The sequence below is a fragment of the Streptomyces sp. NBC_00341 genome, assembly GCF_041435055.1.
Classification (GTDB): Bacteria; Actinomycetota; Actinomycetes; order Streptomycetales; family Streptomycetaceae; genus Streptomyces.
This window is the reverse complement of sequence record NZ_CP108002.1, coordinates 1,634,641-1,649,702: the sequence shown is the minus strand read 5'-3', so window position 1 is coordinate 1,649,702 and position 15,062 is coordinate 1,634,641. Positions and strand designations below refer to the sequence as shown.

The window sequence follows — 15,062 nt, the reverse complement described above, 5'->3', positions numbered from 1 at the left end:
CCGGGATGATCCTCTACCTCCACTTCGGCGCCCCGCAGCCGGACCCCGCGTACCACCGACTCCTCGACATGGTCGGCGAGTTCACCCCGGTCGCCCAGGCCCTTCCCCCGGACGCGGCCCTGGCCGACGTGTCCGGGAGCACCCGCTACTTCGGCCGCGACGCCGCCGGGCTCGCGGCCCTGATCCGGATGCGCGCGGCGGCGCTCCACGGCCTCGACGTGACGGTCGGCATCGGCCCCAACCCGCTCCTCGCCCGGCTCGCCGCCCACCGCGGGGAGCCCGGCGCCATCCGCACGGTCCCGGACGACCCCGAGGCCGTCACCCGGTTCCTCACCGGCCTCCCCGCCGCCGCGCTGCCCGGCGTCGGCCCGGCCACCGCCCGCACCCTGGCCTCGTACGGCCTGCGCACCGCCGACCGGATCGCCGCCACCCCGCTGCTCACCCTCCAGCGCATCCTCGGCGCGGCCTCCGGGCGTGAGCTGCGCGAACGCGCGGCCGGCATCGACCCCACCCGCGTCGCTCCCGGCGCCCCGCCCCGCACGGTCGACGCCGAACACCGCTTCGGCCACGACGAGTCCGACGCCACCCGACAGCGCGCCGCCCTGACCCACCTGACCGAACAACTCGGTGCCCGCCTCCGCGACGAGCGGCAGACCTGCCGGGCGCTGACCCTGACCGTCCAGTACGCCGACCGTGCGGGGCAGTCGTCGATCACCCGCAGCCGAACCCTGTCCGAGGCCACCGCGCACAACCCCCGGCTCCGCGCCACCGCCCACGCGCTGCACGGGTCCCTGGGGCTCCAGCGGGCCCGGGTCCGCTCGCTCGCCCTGCGCGCGGGCGAACTGGGCGACGCCGCGTCCGCCTCCCGGCAGTTGACCTTCGACCCCGACGACGACAAGACCCGCCGCATCGAGGCCGCGGCCGACCGCGCCCGCGCCCGCTTCGGGCCGGGCGCGGTACGGCCCGCCAGCACCGCGGGGATGCGGTGAGCGGCGGTGCACCGCCGCTGCTGCGGGCTGTCCGGAAGTAGCGGTTACCGCCGGTCAGTTTTTACCGACGCGTAACTTCCCAGGAAACCCTACTCGTGCGTAAGTTGGCATGAGCACGCTTAACAAGGCGTGCGGAACACCGTCAGAACTTGTGGTCCGGGCCGCAGGGTGCACAGACATCGCAACTCCCTTGAGCCGCAAGGAGAACACACGATGCTGCCCTGGACCCGTGCGCCGCGTACCCCACGAGCGCGCAGAACCCTCGCCGCACTGCTCCTCGCGGTCGCCGCGCTGGCCGCCCCCACGGCCACCGCCGCTGCCGCCGCCCCCACCGCAGCCACAGCCACCTCGCACGGCTGGAACGACTACTCCTGCAAACCCTCCGCAGCCCACCCCCGGCCCGTCGTCCTGGTCCACGGAACCTTCGGGAACTCGGTCGACAACTGGCTCGTCCTCGCCCCCTACCTGGTGAACCGGGGCTACTGCGTCTACTCGCTCGACTACGGACAGCTCCCCGGTGTGCCGCTCTTCAACGGCCTGGGTCCGGTCGACAAGTCGGCCGGGCAGCTCGCCACCTTCGTCGACAAGGTGCTCGCCTCCACCGGGGCACCCAAGGCGGACATCGTCGGCCACTCCCAGGGCGGCATGATGCCCAACTACTACCTGAAGTTCCTCGGCGGGGCAGCCAAGGTCAACGCCATGATCGGGCTCGCGCCCGACAACCACGGCACCACCCTCCTCGGACTGACGAAGCTGCTGCCGTACTTCCCCGGCGCCGCGTACCTGCTCAACGCCGGCACCCCGGGACTCGCGGACCAGGTGGCCGGATCGCCCTTCGTCACCAAGCTCAACTCGCTGCCCGACACCGTGCCCGGCGTGCACTACACCGTCATCGCGACCAAGTACGACGAGGTCGTGACCCCGTACCGGACCCAGTTCCTGGACGGGCCCGACGTGCACAACGTGCTGCTCCAGGACCTGTGCCCGGTCGACCTGTCCGAGCACGTGGCGATCGGGACCATCGACCGGGTCGCCTACCACGAGGTGGCCAACGCCCTTGACCCGGCGCACGCCACCCGGACCACCTGCGCCTCGGCCGTCGGCTAGGGACTCCCGTCCGGACCGGGGCTTTGCGGAATCCGCCGCTGTCAGAGGCGGATGGCACGATCGGTGCATGACGACGATCGACTGGGACTCCGCCGCCGATTCCTTCGACGAGGAGCCGGACCACGGGCTGCTCGACCCCGTGGTCCGGCACGCCTGGGCGCGACGGCTGGAGAGCTGGCTGCCCCGGGAGCGTTCCGAGGTCCTCGACCTGGGCTGCGGCACCGGAAGCCTGGCGCTGCTCGTCGCCGGGCAGGGGCACCGGGTCACCGCCGTGGACCGCTCGCCGCGCATGGTGGAGCAGGCGCGCGCCAAGCTGGCCGGCACGGGGACGGAGGTGCTCGCCGGGGACGCCGCCGCGCCGCCTGTCGGCAAGCAGCGGTTCGATGTGATCCTGGCCCGGCACGTGGTGTGGCTGCTGCCCGACCCGGCGGCGGTCCTGCGGCACTGGTCCGGTCTGCTGCGGCCCGGCGGCAGACTGGTGCTGATCGAAGGCGTGTGGAACGGGGTCGGGCTGTCCGCCGGGCAACTCACCTCGCTGCTCGCCCCGTTCACCGAGCGAATCCACCACGAACGGCTCTCCGGCGACCGCGACCTCTGGGGCAAGGACGTCGACGACGAGCGCTACGCCCTGGTCGCCCGCGCCGAACCGCCGCGCCGGCACACCGAGGTCGTGGACGTACACCTGATCCTGCGGCGCGGCTCCGACGTCCTGCTCGCCCGCCGGGCCGGTACGGGGTACGCGGACGGGCTGCTGCACGCCCCGTCCGGGCACCTGGAGGACGGTGAGGACGTCCGCGAGGGCATGATCCGGGAGGCGGCGGAGGAGACCGGGATCGCGCTGGAGCCGGAGGAGCTGCGGGTGGCCCTCGTCATGCACCACCGGGGGCCCGGCGGCGGTCCGCGGACCGGCTGGTTCTTCGAGGCGGAGTACGACCCGGCCCGGCCGCCGTACAACCGCGAGCCGGACAAGTGCTCGGAGCTGGCCTGGTTCCCGCTGGACGCCCTGCCGGACGACATGGTGGCGTACTGCAGGGCCGGGCTCGACGGCTACCGGGCGGGGGAGCGCTTCCTGGTCCACTGGCACGAGGACGGCGACACCGTCGCGTACGAACCGCGCGGACCCCGCCGCGCGGTCCCGCTGCCGGCCGGCGGGGTCCGCACCGGCCGGGTCCACCACATCGAGCTGTGGGTGCCCGACCTGGCGGCGGCCGAGGCGGGATGGGGCTGGCTCCTCGGCGAGCTGGGCCATGAGCCGTACCAGCGGTGGGCGCACGGGCGCAGCTGGCGCCGGGGCGACAGCTACGTGGTCGTCGAGCAGTCGCCCGACCTGGTCCCCGGAGCACACGAGCGGTGCCGTCCCGGCCTCAACCACCTGGCGTTCCACGTGGCGGACCGCGAGGCCCTCGACGCGCTGGTGGCCCGCGCCCCGGAGCACGGCTGGCGGCTGCTCTTCCCGGACCGCCATCCGCACGCGGGCGGCGACGGGCACGTGGCCGCGTACCTGGAGGACGCGGCGGGGTACGAGGTCGAGCTGGTGGTGGGCTGAGGGGCGAGGGTCCTGCTACCGGCCCAGCAGGACGGCGAACCCCTCCGGCGCACGGGCGAGGCGCTCCAGCTCGTCCAGCGCCGCGACGGCGGCACGCGCCGCCTCCGGATCGCGCCCGGCTAGCCCGCTCTCCTCGAACTCGTCCTCGTCCAGGCGCAGTACGTCGCAGCGGTCCGCCGACACCCACAGATCGAGATCCAGGTCCTCGACGATCAGCTCACCGTCCCGCAGCACCGCCGGGCGGGTCACATCGCAGTACCAGCCCTTGAGTTCGCCCGCCCCCGTGCGGACCTCCTTCACCGCGAACCAGGCGTCGCGCCAGTAGTGCTCGGTGAAGACGTAACCCGGCTCGAAGCGTACGAAGCCGAAGTCACGGACCCCGGGAGCGGCCCAGGGCGCCCGCACCGTCACCCGGGTACCGTCGTCGGCGACCAGGGCCGCGGGATAGCGGATCTTGGTCTTTCCGGCCTTGACCAGGACGACCGTCAGTCCGGACTCCGGTCCGGTGCCCGGTCCCGCGTTCCGTCCGGCCTCAGCCGAGCCTGCGGACATGGCGTACCTCCGTGGCACAGATCTCGTAGCCGAACCAGCGGTTGACCGCCAGCATCGGACCGTTGTCGGCGTCATTGCCGGTATAGGCGTCGGTGTACCCGGCGGCGCGCGCCCGGTGCAGCGAGTCGTTCTTGGCGAGCTTCGCCAGCCCGCGGCCGCGGTACGCCCGCCGGGTGCCGGTCATCCCCGACCAGTAGCGGCCGGAGCTGTCGCACCGCGCCGCGCTGAACGCCGCGACCTCGCCGTCGACGACCACCACCGAGGTGAGGCGGCGGTCGAGCGCGGGGTCGGCCCAGGTCCCGGTGAGCCACTCCTCGTAGTCCGACGGCTGGGCCGGGGTGTCGCTCGGCTCGTCCGCCGTCGTCTCGGCGTCCGCCTCGAAGAGCGGTCGCGGGTCGTCCTCGAAATCGGCGCCGGTCCGCAGCTCGACACCGGCCGGGAGCTCCTGACGGGGCGGCAGCGTGCCGCCGGCCAGATCCAGATGCAAGAAATGCGCCGGGCGGCTGGGTCCGTAGCCGTGCCGCTCCGCGAACGCCCGGTCGCGCGGGGCGTCCAGCACCCAGGCGTAGACCTCGCGCGCACCGGCCAGGGCCAGATACTCCTCGGCCGTGCGCAGCAGCAGGGAGCCCGCGCCCCGGCCGGTCCGCTCCGGATGGACGTGCGGATTGCAGGAGGCCTGACCTGGCCTGGGGCTCCCATGGGCGAGACCGGCCTCGACCGTCCCGATGATCTCGCCGTCCTCCTCCGCGACCAGCAGGCGGTAGCGCCGGCCGGGACGGGCGTTCGCCAGGCTGAAGACGACCGCTTCCGGGGTGGTCACCAGGAACGGGAGCGCCGCGCGGCGCACCCGTACCCAGTCCTCGGCGTCGGAGGTGCGGAAGTCGCGAACGATGACAGTCATGCGGCGGACCGTACCCGCAGGCACCGCCGGTGCGCCCGTGATTTTCCCGGCGGCGGGGCGGGCACCGGCGGCCTCGGGCGGTAGGGGGAGAATCGGGCCGTGACTCTGAAGATCTCCGTTGACCCGGATTCCGGCGCCGCCCCGTACGAGCAGCTGCGCACCCAGATCTCCGAACTGGCCCGCTCCGGCGCACTGCCGGTGGGCTACCGACTTCCGACCGTACGCGGCTTCGCCGAGGAACTGGGCCTCGCCGCCAACACGGTCGCCAAGGCGTACCGGGCGCTGGAGGCGGACGGGGTGATCGAGACGCGCGGGCGCAACGGCACGTTCATCGCCGCCGCGGGGGACGCGGCCGAGCGCAACGCGGCCTCCGCCGCGCAGGAGTACGCGGAGCAGGCCCGGCGGCTGGGCCTGTCCCGCGCGCGGGCGCTCGCGCTGGCGCAGGACGCGGTGCGGGCGGTGTACGCGGGGTGAGGCCGGTTGTCCGGGTGCCGGGACGTCCGGCGGGCCGCTTCGTCCTCAAGCGCCGGACGGGCTTGAATGTGCGCTCAGCGGGCTTGTGCCTGGTCAGAGGTACAGCCCCGCGTCCGCGCCCGAGTCCTGCTTCGGGACCGAGGCGGGGCCCGTGCCGCGGTGCAGGGCGTACAGCTCTGCCAGGGTCGCGCCCTCGGGTGACCCGTCGCGGCCCAGGCCCTCGTCGGTGCCGAGCCAGGCCGCCGACTCCTCGCGGGTCAGCGGGCCCACCTCGATCCGGGCCAGGCAGCGGCCAGGCCGGACGACCGCCGGGTGCAGGCGTTCCAGGTCCTCGTTGGTGGTCACCCCGACGAGCACGTTGCGGCCCTGGCCCAGCAGCCCGTCCGTGAGGTTCAGCAGCCGGGACAGCGCCTGGCCGGCCGTGTGCTTGGCCTCGCCGCGGATCAGCTCGTCGCAGTCCTCCAGGAGCAGCAGCCGCCAGCGGCCCTTCGCCGTTCCGTCGTCCTCGCCGATCGCTATGTCCATCAGGTAGCCGACGTCGTTGAAGAGCCGTTCGGGATCGAGTACGCAGTCGACCTGGCACCAGTCCCGCCAGGACCGGGCCAGGGTGCGCAGCGCGGAGGTCTTGCCGGTGCCGGGCGGGCCGTGCAGCAGGAGCAGCCGGCCGGCGATGTCGTCCGGGGTGACCTTCATCAGGCCGTCCATGGCATCGGCCACCGGCGCGGTGTAGTTGGTGCGGACCTCGTCCCAGGCGCCGGCCGTGATCTGCCGGGTGGTGCGGCACGGGCCGCGGCGCGGCGACAGGTGCCAGAACCCCATGGTCACGCTGTCGGGCTGCGGTTCCGGCTCGTCCTGGGCGCCGTCCGTGGCCTCGTCGAGCACCTTCTGCGCCAGCTCGGGGGTGGTCGCGGTGACCGTGACGTCGGCGCCCCGGTTCCAGCGGGAGACGAGCAGCGTCCAGCCCTCGCCCTCCGCGAGCAGAGCGCTGCGGTCGTCGTCACGGGCGGCGCGCAACACCGTGGCGTCCTGGGGCAGGAGCGTGGCCCCGCTCCGGACCCGGTCGAGGGAGGTGCTGTGGGAGTACGACTGCTCGCCCGTCGCGAACCGGCCGAGAAACAGGGCGTCGACGACATCGGACGGGGAGTCGCTGTCGTCGACGGTGAGCCGGATCGGCAGAGCTGACTCGGGGGTGACAGACATGGCGCCCATGATCCGTCACCCGGGCACCCGGCGCACCCAGGTTTCACCACTTCCCGCAGCGTGGGCCGGTGCCGCCGGACAATGCGGCCCGTCGCCCGCGCGATCCCCCTGTGCGCCGGAGTGACGCGCCCTCAGAGCACCGGCGCCAGAAGGTCATCCGATGGACTTGGCATGCACACTTCCGAAATGACTCTCCCTGCTGCTACCACGTAGGTGGCAGAGATCCTGCTGGTCGGTCCAAGGGAGATTCCATGAAAATGTCCAGACTCGTGGCGTTCTCGTCCTCGCTCCTGTTCGGTGCCGTCATCGCCCTGACCGGGGCGGCCACCGCGAACGCGGCTCCGTCCGTCCAGGCCGTCGACTACGTCGCCCTCGGTGACTCCTACTCCTCCGGAGTCGGCTCCGGCAGCTACATCGGCTCCAGTGGGGACTGCAAGCGCAGCACCCTCGCCTACCCCTCGCTCTGGGCGGCCGCCAACTCGCCCGCCTCGTTCGCCTTCACCGCCTGTTCGGGTGCGCGCACCGGCGATGTGACGGCCGGCCAGCTCGGACCGCTCAACTCCTCGACCGACCTCGTCTCGATCTCCATCGGCGGCAACGACGCGGGATTCTCCGACGTCATGACGACCTGTGTCCTCCAGTCGGAGGCCACCTGCCTCAACCGCATCGCCACCGCCCGCGGTTACGTGGACTCCACGCTCCCCGGCAAGCTCGACACGGTGTACGACGCCATCCACGCCAAGGCCCCGTCCGCCCATGTCGTCGTCCTCGGCTACCCGCGCTTCTACAAGATCGGCGGCAGCTGTGTCGTCGGGCTCAGCGACAAGGTGCGCGCCGCCATCAACGGCGCGTCCGACTACCTGAACGCGGCCACCGCCAAGCGTGCCGCCGACCACGGCTTCACCTTCGGTGACGTCGCGGGGAAGTTCACCGGGCACGAGATCTGCTCGGGAAGCGCCTGGCTGCACAGTCTCAACTGGCTCGACATCGGTGAGTCGTATCACCCCTTCGCCGCCGGGCAGTCCGGTGGCTATCTGCCGGTACTCAACTCGGCCGCCTGACACCCGCGCCGAAACCCTTCCGCCGGGAGGGGGTCCCCGCAGGCCGGGGCCCTCTTCCGGGTGCCTTCCGGGCGCCCCGCGCGGATCGGTCCCGGGGTGTCCGGTCATCGGCGCCCTGTCCAACTCGCCCTGGAATCGGGCAAAGTCGGTGAACCGTCGTCAACCTCCGTATGTGTGTGCTCAATCCTGCGCCCGGGATACACGGGTGTCGTCGCGGGGGGATAGGGTTAACCTGCCCGGGCCGGGTGCCCTCGTACGGGTGGGGAGTGACATGGAACAGATAACGGTGCGAAGCAGGCCGCGAGTGCCTGCTATTACCTGCGGGACCGGGGCGACGAGTTCGCGCCTCGACCGCCATCTCGCGGTGCTGGGCGGCCCTGTCGTCCCGCAGCGCGATTCCGCGGAGGCGACGCTGCTGATGCGGGAGCTGACCTCGCGCGACGCCGCGCACACACGTCGGAGCAAGAGCGCGCGGGTCTCGCTCTTCGCGCCTCTGCGACGACTGCGACGCTCGCTCTTCGGCAGCCGCCGCTGATCCGACGGCCCCCGGTCCAGGTATCGCGCCGCTGCCCACTCTTCCGTCATCCCCGGAGTCGGCAGTGGCGCGTCGCCATGTCCGCGTGAGGCCTGGGAGCCGCTGCGGCGCCCGGCTGTCAGTCATCGAATGGGCGTCGAGGTAATTCGGCGCCGAAATACTTCTACACTGGCGGTATGCCCGAGAAGCGAGCCGCGCGTCTGAGTCCCGACGAGCGAAGGGCGCAGCTGGTCTCGATTGGCGTGGACATGCTCGCCGATTGTTCGCTGGACGAGCTCTCCACCGACGATGTGGCGCGCCGCGCGGGCATCTCCCGGGGGCTGCTCTTCCACTACTTCGACTCCAAACGCGACTTCTACCGCTGTGTGGTGCGGCGGGAGTGCGACGACTTCGCCGCGGCCACGGACCCGGATCCGTCGCTGGAGCCCGTCGCCTGGCTGCGGTCGTTCATCGCCGGATTCGCGGCGTACGTCACGGAGCACCGCAAGGTCTACCTCGCGCTGGTCCGCGGCGCGGCCGGCAGCCACCCCGCGGTGGAGGACATCGTCGAGTCCACCCGCGCCATCCTGGCCCGGCGGGTGGAGGAGGGCCAGCGGCGGCTCGGGATGCCGGACTCGCCGCGGCTGCTCGTCGCCGCACGCGCCTGGATGGCCTTCGCGGAGGAGGCCGTCACCAGCTGGCGGCTCGACGAGCCGGACGCGCTCGCGGAGCTGGGCGCGTTCCTGGAGTCGAGCTTCATCGCACTGCTGGGCGCACTGGACCGGCCGGCCGCACTGCCCGGCTGAGACGCTCGCCGGCTGAGCGGCTCCCCGAGTGACCGCGTGACCGCGTGACCTTGTGATTGTGTGACCGGCCGGGCGGCCGGACCCGACCCGGACGGCGCTCACAGCAGTGCGAACTGGCCGTCCGGCCCCTCCTCCTGGAGACCGAGTACGGAGGCGGGCCGCCGCGCCGAGGCCGGCACCGGCAGTACCCCCGCCGCCCGCAGCTCCCGCGCGCCGATCCCCGCACCGGGCGCCAACGCGTCCTGCCGGGGCCGCAGCCCGTCCAGCAGGGCGAGCAGCGTGATCAGTTCCAGCAGCTCGGACGTCCACTCCTGCGGCCAGGCGGGCGGCCGTACGGCCTCCAGGCCATCCGCCTCCGCCCCGGTCACCGCCGTGCGCCGCTCGAACCAGAGCTCCAGCATCCGTACGCCGCCCACCCGGAACTCCCACGCCCCGGCGTCCACCGGCGAGATGCGGCCCGTACCGATCCGCAGCACCTGCTCCTCGGCGTCGTAGGACAGCTCGGCCGGGGCGGGCGGCACGGCGGCCCGCACGTACGGGCGGCGCCCGCCGGGCAGCCGGGGCCGCTCCCCGCCGCGGGCCCCGCGCAGCTGGAGCCGCAGCAGCTCCCGGCCCAGCTCCACCCCCGCCGTCCAGCGCGCGGTGTCCACGGGCAGCGGTACCACGCAGCCGGCCGGGGAGTGCCGGGCCGCCGCGAGGATCCACGCGAGCACGGACTCCGGGGAGACCGCGTCCCCGTGCCGGGCGCGCAGAAGGGCGAGCAGTCCGGGCGCCAGATTGGGTTCGAGACCGCCGGGGCGCCGGTAGAGCGGCCGGATCCGGCCGGGGCGCCCCGCGGGGGAGTGCCCGTCGGGGAGCAGCGCCGTCACGGACAGCGCGGGTCCGGTGTCCTGCGGGATCCGGCCGTGCTCGACGACGAACAGCTGGTGCCCGTCGGCCACCCGCCACAGTTCGGGCCGGGCCGCGTCTATCAGCCGGTGGTCGGGGAGCAGCCACTGCTCGTCGTACGGGCCGTGCAGGATCCGTACCGGCTCCGGGCACGGGCCCGGCTCGCGGGCGAACCGGGCGGTTGCGGTGGTCTGTCCGGGCAGCGCGGCCACCGGAGTGTGCGGGGTACGGGAACGGGTGGGGCCGAAGAGCCGCTCCCGCTCGGCGTCCTGGGCCCGCACGAGCCGGTCCCAGCGGGCCCTGAGCGAGGCCGCGTCCGGGGCCGTCACCCAGGCGCGTCCGGTCCTGAGCGGCCGTACGGACCAGGGCATGAGGTCGTCGAGGAGCGGGCCGGACAAGTCGTCGCCGGAGCCGGCCGCTGCCGGAGCTGCCACCGTGTCGTCCTCCCCGTCGCCACGCCTGCCGCCTTCCCCGGCATCGTAACGGCGCTGCGGGACCCCGCGTCAGGGCGCCTCCGTGCGGGGTGCCGGGCGGGGTGTCAGTGCGCCTCCACCGTGACCGAGAACGAGAACCGGTCGCCCCGGTAACGGATCTGCGCCACATCGACCACCCGGCCGCTCTCGTCGTACGTCACGCCCGTGTAGTACAGGATCGGGCTGAGCAGCGGGACCCGGAGCAGTTCGGCGGTGACCGGGTCGGCCAGTCTCGCCTCGACCGTGTCGGTGATCCGCGCGATCCGGACCCCGACCCGGTCGCGCAGCACCTTGGTCATCGGCCAGCGTTCCAGGTCCGCCGGGTCGAGTGCGGCCGCGACCTCCGGACGGAGCCAGTTCTGCGCCCAGTTCGTCGGCTCGCCGGATTCCTCCTCGCACCGCAGCCGCCGGTAGCCGACCACCTCCGGGCAGCCGGGGAAGTGCTCCGCGACATCGCCCGGCACGGCGAGCGGGCCGTGGTCGAGCAGCGTGGTCAGCTCGCCCGACTGCTGGGCGACGATCGCGTCGATCGAGCCGAGCAGCCGGACCGGCGCCCCCCGGCGGGCGCGCGGCTCGATGAACGTGCCGCGCCGTCGGTGCCGGCTGATCAGCCCCTCCGTCTCCAGCTCCTTGAGCGCCTGCCGCATGGTGAGGACGCTGACGCCGTAGTGCGCGGCGAGCTGCTCCTCGGTCGGCAGCCGCAGTGTGGCGTCCGGCGTGCGGCCCAGTATCGAGGCCCGCAACGACTGCGAGACCTGGTACCAGAGCGGCAGTTTGCGGTTCAGGACCAGCGAGTCGGGTGCGAAGGCGGCCCCCTGGGGCGCGGGGGGCTTCAGAGGGGTCTGCGACATCCGGGTCACCTGTATTCGTCGTCACTGGCACGGGGAGACACCGCCCCGTGCCGGTGGCACGGGGCACTGCCACGGGGGACCGGCGCGAGCGGGCCCGCTACGGATGGAAGTTGCGGCTCAGACCCTGCCACACGTCGTCGTAGCCGTGCTGAAGATGGCCGGCGGTGGTGGCCAGGCCGGTCGCCGTGACGGGCCAGCGGGTCTCGAACATGAAGGCCAGACCGTCGTCGATCTTCTGCGGCTTCAGCTCCGCCGCGCTCGCCCGGTCGAAGGTCTCCCGGTCCGGGCCGTGCGCCGACATCATGTTGTGCAGCGAACCGCCGCCGGGCACGAAGCCCCCCTTGCCGGCCGTCTTCGCGTCGTACGCGCCCTCGATCAGGCCCATGTACTCGCTCATCACGTTGCGGTGGAAGTACGGCGGCCGGAAGGTGTCCTCACCGACCAGCCAGCGCGGGGCGAACACCACGAAGTCGACCCCGGCCAGCCCGGGGGTGTCCGAGGGGGAGGTCAGCACCGTGAAGATCGACGGGTCCGGGTGGTCGTAGCTGACCGAGCCGATGACGTTGAACCGGTGCAGGTCGTAGACGTACGGGGTGTGGTTGCCGTGCCAGGCGACCACATCGAGCGGGGAGTGGTCGTACGTCGCGGACCAGAGGTTGCCGCAGAACTTGTTGACCACCTCGACCGGGCGCTCCACGATCTCGTACGCGGCGACCGGGGCGAGGAAGTCCCGCGCGTTGGCCAGGCCGTTGGCGCCGATCGGGCCCAGATCCGGGAGGGTGAAGGGCTGCCCGTAGTTCTCGCAGACGTAGCCCCGAGCGGTGGCGTCGAGCAGCTCGACCCGGAAGCGGACGCCGCGCGGGATCAGCGCGATGTGGCCCGGTTCGGCGCGCAGCAGGCCCAGTTCGGTGCGGATGAGGAGGCCGCCGTGCTCGGGGACGATCAGCAGCTCGCCGTCGCTGTCGCTGAACACCCGGTCCGTCATCGCGGCGTTGGCGTGGTAGAGGTGCACGGCCATGCCGCTGCGCTGCCCCGCGTCGCCGTTGCCCCCCAGCGTCCAGAGGCCGGCCAGGAAATCGGTGCCGGGCGCGGGCTCCGGGAGCGGGTCCCAGCGCAGCCGGTTGGGATCGGGGACGATCTCGGTGAACGGGGCGGTGCGGACGGCCCCGTTGTCGATCCGGCGGAACGGCGGATGGGCCGCGGAGGGGCGGATCCGGTAGAGCCACGAGCGCCGGTTGTGCGCCCGTGGCTCGGTGAACGCCGATCCGCTCAGCTGCTCCGCGTAGAGCCCCAGGGGCGCGCGCTGCGGCGAGTTGCGCCCGTGCGGCAGTGCCCCCGGCGCCGCCTCCGAGCTGTGCTGATTACCGAAACCGGCGGAGTGCTCCAGCCCCTCCGCCGTCTTCCTCGCCTGCTCGATGCCACTCATGCGCGCTCCCGGTGCCGAAGGAATCCTATGGGTAACCGTAGGAATCATAAGGAGGCGAGTCAACGGCATTCGTCGCGCACAGGGGGGTTCCAAAAGTTGAACAATGCTCTACTCTCCCGCACATGTCGTGGACACGTAGACTCCTGGTGATCCTGGCGGCGCTCGCCGCCGCCCTCCTCGCGGCCCCGGCCGCCCAGGCACACGAGGAACGCCCGGTCACCCTGCCCGACGGAACCGGCAGCGTCCCGGCGCACCGCGCGGGCGAGCCGGACCTCCTGGTCTGCAAGAGCGACCGGGCCGACTTCGAGCACCGGATATCGGGCTTCCCCGAAGCGCTGCGCTCCAGGAACCTCAAGCTCTTCGACCGGTGCCAGAAGTCCGGCTACCGCCACCTCCAGCAGGCCGTCGACGCGGTCACCGGCCCCGGCAAGAACATCGCGATCCTGCCGGGCCTCTACGAGGAGGAGCCCTCACTGCCGGCGCCCACCGGGGAGTGCTCCCGGCTGAAGGCCCCCAACTCCCAGCTCGGCTACCAGATCCTGAGCTACGCCCAGCAGGCGAAGTGCCCGCACAACCAGAACCTGGTGGCGATCCTCGGCAAGAAGGACCTCCAGATCGAGGGCACCGGCGCCGAGCGCACGGACGTCGTCATCGACGCCAAGTACCGCAAGCTCAACGCGATCCGGGCGGACGGCTCCGACGGCGTCTACTTCAAGAACTTCACCGCCCAGCGCACCACCTTCAACTCGCTGTACATCCTGGCCCAGGACGGCTTCGTCATCGACGACGTGCTGACCCGCTGGAACGACGAGTACGGCTTCCTGACCTTCGCCAGCGACCACGGCCTCTACAAGAACTGCGAGTCGTACGGCAACGGCGACTCCGGCATCTACCCGGGCAGCGCGTCGAACATCAACGACGGTTACGGCTACAAGGTCCCCCGCTACTCGATCGAGATCACCGGCTGCCACAGCCACCACAACATGGTCGGCTACTCCGGCACCGCGGGCGACTCCGTCTACGTCCACGACAACGAGTTCGACCACAACATGGGCGGCGCCTCGATGGACAGCGCCTTCCCGGGCCACCCCGGGCTGCCGCAGAACCACGCCCGCTTCGAGCGCAACCTGATCCACGACAACAACGCCGACTACTACCCGTACGTCGCCGACGGCACCTGCGCCAAGCCGCCGGTCGAGCGCGGTTACGAGAACGGGGTGGTCTGCCCGCAGATCTCCATGCCGCCGGGCACCGGCATCATCACCGCGGGCGGCAACTGGAACATCTACGAGAACAACTGGGTCTACGGGCAGCAGCGCGCCGCCTTCTTCCTGAGCGCCGTCCCCGCCTTCATCCGGGGCGAGAGCGCGCTCGGCAAGCAGACCGACACCTCGCACCACAACCGGTACGCCAACAACCACCTCGGCACGGACAAGGCAGGCAACGCGCGGCCCAATCGCACCGACGTGTGGTGGGACGGCCAGGGCGACGGCAACTGCTGGCAGTCGGACGCGGGTCCCTCCACCCCCCGCTCGCTGCCCGCCTGCGGAGACGAACGCGGCGCGGTCACCGGCAGCACCGACCGGCTGATGGGCGAACCCGTCAAGCTCGCCCAGCTGCTGGTCTGCGCCGACTACAACGTGCAGGCGCGCCGGCTGCCGGCCGGCTGCGACTGGTACGGCGCACGCGGGATCGAACGCATCGAGCTGCAGGCGGCCCTGGGCATCGCGCTGGTGCTCGTGCTGGTCGGCGGCGTCCTGTGGTGGCGCAGGCTCCGGTCGAGCCGGCTCGCCACGGCGGCCTCGGTCCTCGGGCTCATCGGCCTCGGTCTCGACGTGGCCGGGTCGACCATGGGGCTCGCCGCCGGTTACCTGCCCGCTGTCGCGCTGCTGCTGACCGGGCTGTGGTGGACGGGCATCGGCCTCGTGCTGCGGCGGCGGGGGCGGCCGGGGCTGGGCTGGACGACGGTGGTGCTGGGCGCGCTCACGCTGCTCGACGCGCTGGACAAGGGCGTGTTCATGATCCCGTGGATCCCGCTGAGCCCCGCCTGGGTGCGGGGGCTCCTCGGCGTGGTCTGGGTGGTCTGGGCCGTGATGGCCGCCGCCCGGCACGGCGAACGGTCGGAGCCGGACGGGAAGCCGGTTTCGCCCGGCACGCCGGACGGTGAACCGGTTTCGGCCCCCGCGCCGGCAGGCCAACCCGTTTCGCCCCCCGCACCGGACGGAGAACCGTCGTGAACCGCACCCAGAACCGGCACCCGAACCGCACCCGGAA

The 15,062-nt window shown here is 72.5% G+C and carries 14 protein-coding genes; 8 read left to right on the top strand and 6 right to left on the bottom strand.

Annotated elements, in window-relative coordinates; genetic code table 11:
- The first annotated feature begins 5 nt into the window (after positions 1–5).
- From OG892_RS07310 to OG892_RS07300, 3 genes are all read left to right on the top strand, one after another.
- Complete coding sequence (locus tag OG892_RS07310) at positions 6–989, top strand: hypothetical protein (protein WP_371631591.1); 984 nt, start codon at positions 6–8, stop codon at positions 987–989.
- A 213-nt stretch (positions 990–1,202) separates the two neighbouring features.
- Positions 1,203–2,096 carry an alpha/beta fold hydrolase gene (locus tag OG892_RS07305; protein ID WP_328867588.1) on the top strand — a complete coding sequence of 298 codons (894 nt, stop codon included), beginning with the start codon at positions 1,203–1,205 and terminating at the stop codon, positions 2,094–2,096.
- A gap of 67 nt (positions 2,097–2,163) precedes the next feature.
- On the top strand, positions 2,164–3,642 hold the full coding sequence (locus OG892_RS07300) for a trifunctional class I SAM-dependent methyltransferase/NUDIX hydrolase/VOC family protein (RefSeq protein ID WP_371628727.1): 1,479 nt from the start codon (positions 2,164–2,166) through the stop codon (positions 3,640–3,642).
- A gap of 15 nt (positions 3,643–3,657) precedes the next feature.
- Here the strand turns inward: OG892_RS07300 and OG892_RS07295 are convergent, their stop codons facing one another.
- Together OG892_RS07295 and OG892_RS07290 are read right to left on the bottom strand one after the other, a co-directional pair.
- Positions 3,658–4,194 (bottom strand): DUF402 domain-containing protein, encoded by a 537-nt coding sequence (locus OG892_RS07295; protein ID WP_371628726.1) that lies wholly within the window; start codon positions 4,192–4,194, stop codon positions 3,658–3,660.
- Positions 4,175–5,095, bottom strand: coding sequence for a GNAT family N-acetyltransferase (locus tag OG892_RS07290; protein WP_073739329.1), 921 nt, complete (start codon positions 5,093–5,095; stop codon positions 4,175–4,177). The genes OG892_RS07295 and OG892_RS07290 overlap by 20 nt, the downstream gene beginning before the upstream one ends.
- Before the next feature lie 99 nt (positions 5,096–5,194).
- Here OG892_RS07290 and OG892_RS07285 point away from each other — a divergent pair, with 99 nt between their 5' ends.
- Positions 5,195–5,569: a GntR family transcriptional regulator gene (locus tag OG892_RS07285; protein ID WP_073739330.1), complete on the top strand. Its 375-nt coding sequence runs from the start codon at positions 5,195–5,197 to the stop codon at positions 5,567–5,569.
- 93 nt (positions 5,570–5,662) lie between these two features.
- Here OG892_RS07285 and OG892_RS07280 read toward each other — a convergent pair whose 3' ends face one another.
- Positions 5,663–6,769 carry a DUF5925 domain-containing protein gene (locus tag OG892_RS07280; RefSeq protein WP_371628725.1) on the bottom strand — a complete coding sequence of 369 codons (1,107 nt, stop codon included), beginning with the start codon at positions 6,767–6,769 and terminating at the stop codon, positions 5,663–5,665.
- Positions 6,770–7,020: 251 nt separating this feature from the next.
- Between OG892_RS07280 and OG892_RS07275 the strand changes: the two genes are divergently transcribed.
- The 3 genes from OG892_RS07275 to OG892_RS07265 all read left to right on the top strand — a co-directional run bounded on the left by OG892_RS07275 (position 7,021) and on the right by OG892_RS07265 (position 9,150).
- On the top strand, positions 7,021–7,830 hold the full coding sequence (locus OG892_RS07275) for an SGNH/GDSL hydrolase family protein (protein ID WP_073739332.1): 810 nt from the start codon (positions 7,021–7,023) through the stop codon (positions 7,828–7,830).
- Positions 7,831–8,101: 271 nt separating this feature from the next.
- On the top strand, positions 8,102–8,365 hold the full coding sequence (locus tag OG892_RS07270; protein ID WP_073739333.1) for a hypothetical protein: 264 nt from the start codon (positions 8,102–8,104) through the stop codon (positions 8,363–8,365).
- A 176-nt stretch (positions 8,366–8,541) separates the two neighbouring features.
- On the top strand, positions 8,542–9,150 hold the full coding sequence (locus OG892_RS07265) for a TetR/AcrR family transcriptional regulator (RefSeq protein ID WP_073739334.1): 609 nt from the start codon (positions 8,542–8,544) through the stop codon (positions 9,148–9,150).
- Positions 9,151–9,248: 98 nt separating this feature from the next.
- Here OG892_RS07265 and OG892_RS07260 read toward each other — a convergent pair whose 3' ends face one another.
- The 3 genes from OG892_RS07260 to hmgA form a co-directional block, all read right to left on the bottom strand.
- Positions 9,249–10,472, bottom strand: a complete 1,224-nt coding sequence (locus OG892_RS07260; RefSeq protein ID WP_371628724.1) for a type ISP restriction/modification enzyme — start codon at positions 10,470–10,472, stop codon at positions 9,249–9,251.
- Between the two features lie 104 nt (positions 10,473–10,576).
- Positions 10,577–11,362: a GntR family transcriptional regulator gene (locus tag OG892_RS07255; protein ID WP_371628723.1), complete on the bottom strand. Its 786-nt coding sequence runs from the start codon at positions 11,360–11,362 to the stop codon at positions 10,577–10,579.
- 97 nt (positions 11,363–11,459) lie between these two features.
- Positions 11,460–12,788 (bottom strand): homogentisate 1,2-dioxygenase, encoded by a 1,329-nt coding sequence (gene hmgA / locus OG892_RS07250; RefSeq protein WP_371628722.1) that lies wholly within the window; start codon positions 12,786–12,788, stop codon positions 11,460–11,462.
- Between the two features lie 122 nt (positions 12,789–12,910).
- Here hmgA and OG892_RS07245 point away from each other — a divergent pair, with 122 nt between their 5' ends.
- Entirely contained in the window at positions 12,911–15,025 is a 2,115-nt protein-coding gene (locus OG892_RS07245) for a right-handed parallel beta-helix repeat-containing protein (RefSeq protein ID WP_371628721.1), read from the top strand.
- Positions 15,026–15,062 lie beyond the last annotated feature (37 nt).

Bases quoted from the DNA above. Each gene is read 5' to 3' on its own strand.
- OG892_RS07310 (WP_371631591.1), top strand. From the start codon at position 6: ATGATCCTCTACCTCCACTTCGGCGCCCCGCAGCCGGACCCCGCGTAC.
- OG892_RS07270 (WP_073739333.1), top strand. From the start codon at position 8,102: ATGGAACAGATAACGGTGCGAAGCAGGCCGCGAGTGCCTGCTATTACC.
- OG892_RS07305 (WP_328867588.1), top strand. From the start codon at position 1,203: ATGCTGCCCTGGACCCGTGCGCCGCGTACCCCACGAGCGCGCAGAACC.
- OG892_RS07265 (WP_073739334.1), top strand. From the start codon at position 8,542: ATGCCCGAGAAGCGAGCCGCGCGTCTGAGTCCCGACGAGCGAAGGGCG.
- hmgA (WP_371628722.1), bottom strand. From the start codon at position 12,788: ATGAGTGGCATCGAGCAGGCGAGGAAGACGGCGGAGGGGCTGGAGCAC.
- OG892_RS07295 (WP_371628726.1), bottom strand. From the start codon at position 4,194: ATGTCCGCAGGCTCGGCTGAGGCCGGACGGAACGCGGGACCGGGCACC.
- OG892_RS07275 (WP_073739332.1), top strand. From the start codon at position 7,021: ATGAAAATGTCCAGACTCGTGGCGTTCTCGTCCTCGCTCCTGTTCGGT.
- OG892_RS07280 (WP_371628725.1), bottom strand. From the start codon at position 6,769: ATGTCTGTCACCCCCGAGTCAGCTCTGCCGATCCGGCTCACCGTCGAC.
- OG892_RS07245 (WP_371628721.1), top strand. From the start codon at position 12,911: ATGTCGTGGACACGTAGACTCCTGGTGATCCTGGCGGCGCTCGCCGCC.
- OG892_RS07300 (WP_371628727.1), top strand. From the start codon at position 2,164: ATGACGACGATCGACTGGGACTCCGCCGCCGATTCCTTCGACGAGGAG.
- OG892_RS07290 (WP_073739329.1), bottom strand. From the start codon at position 5,095: ATGACTGTCATCGTTCGCGACTTCCGCACCTCCGACGCCGAGGACTGG.
- OG892_RS07255 (WP_371628723.1), bottom strand. From the start codon at position 11,362: ATGTCGCAGACCCCTCTGAAGCCCCCCGCGCCCCAGGGGGCCGCCTTC.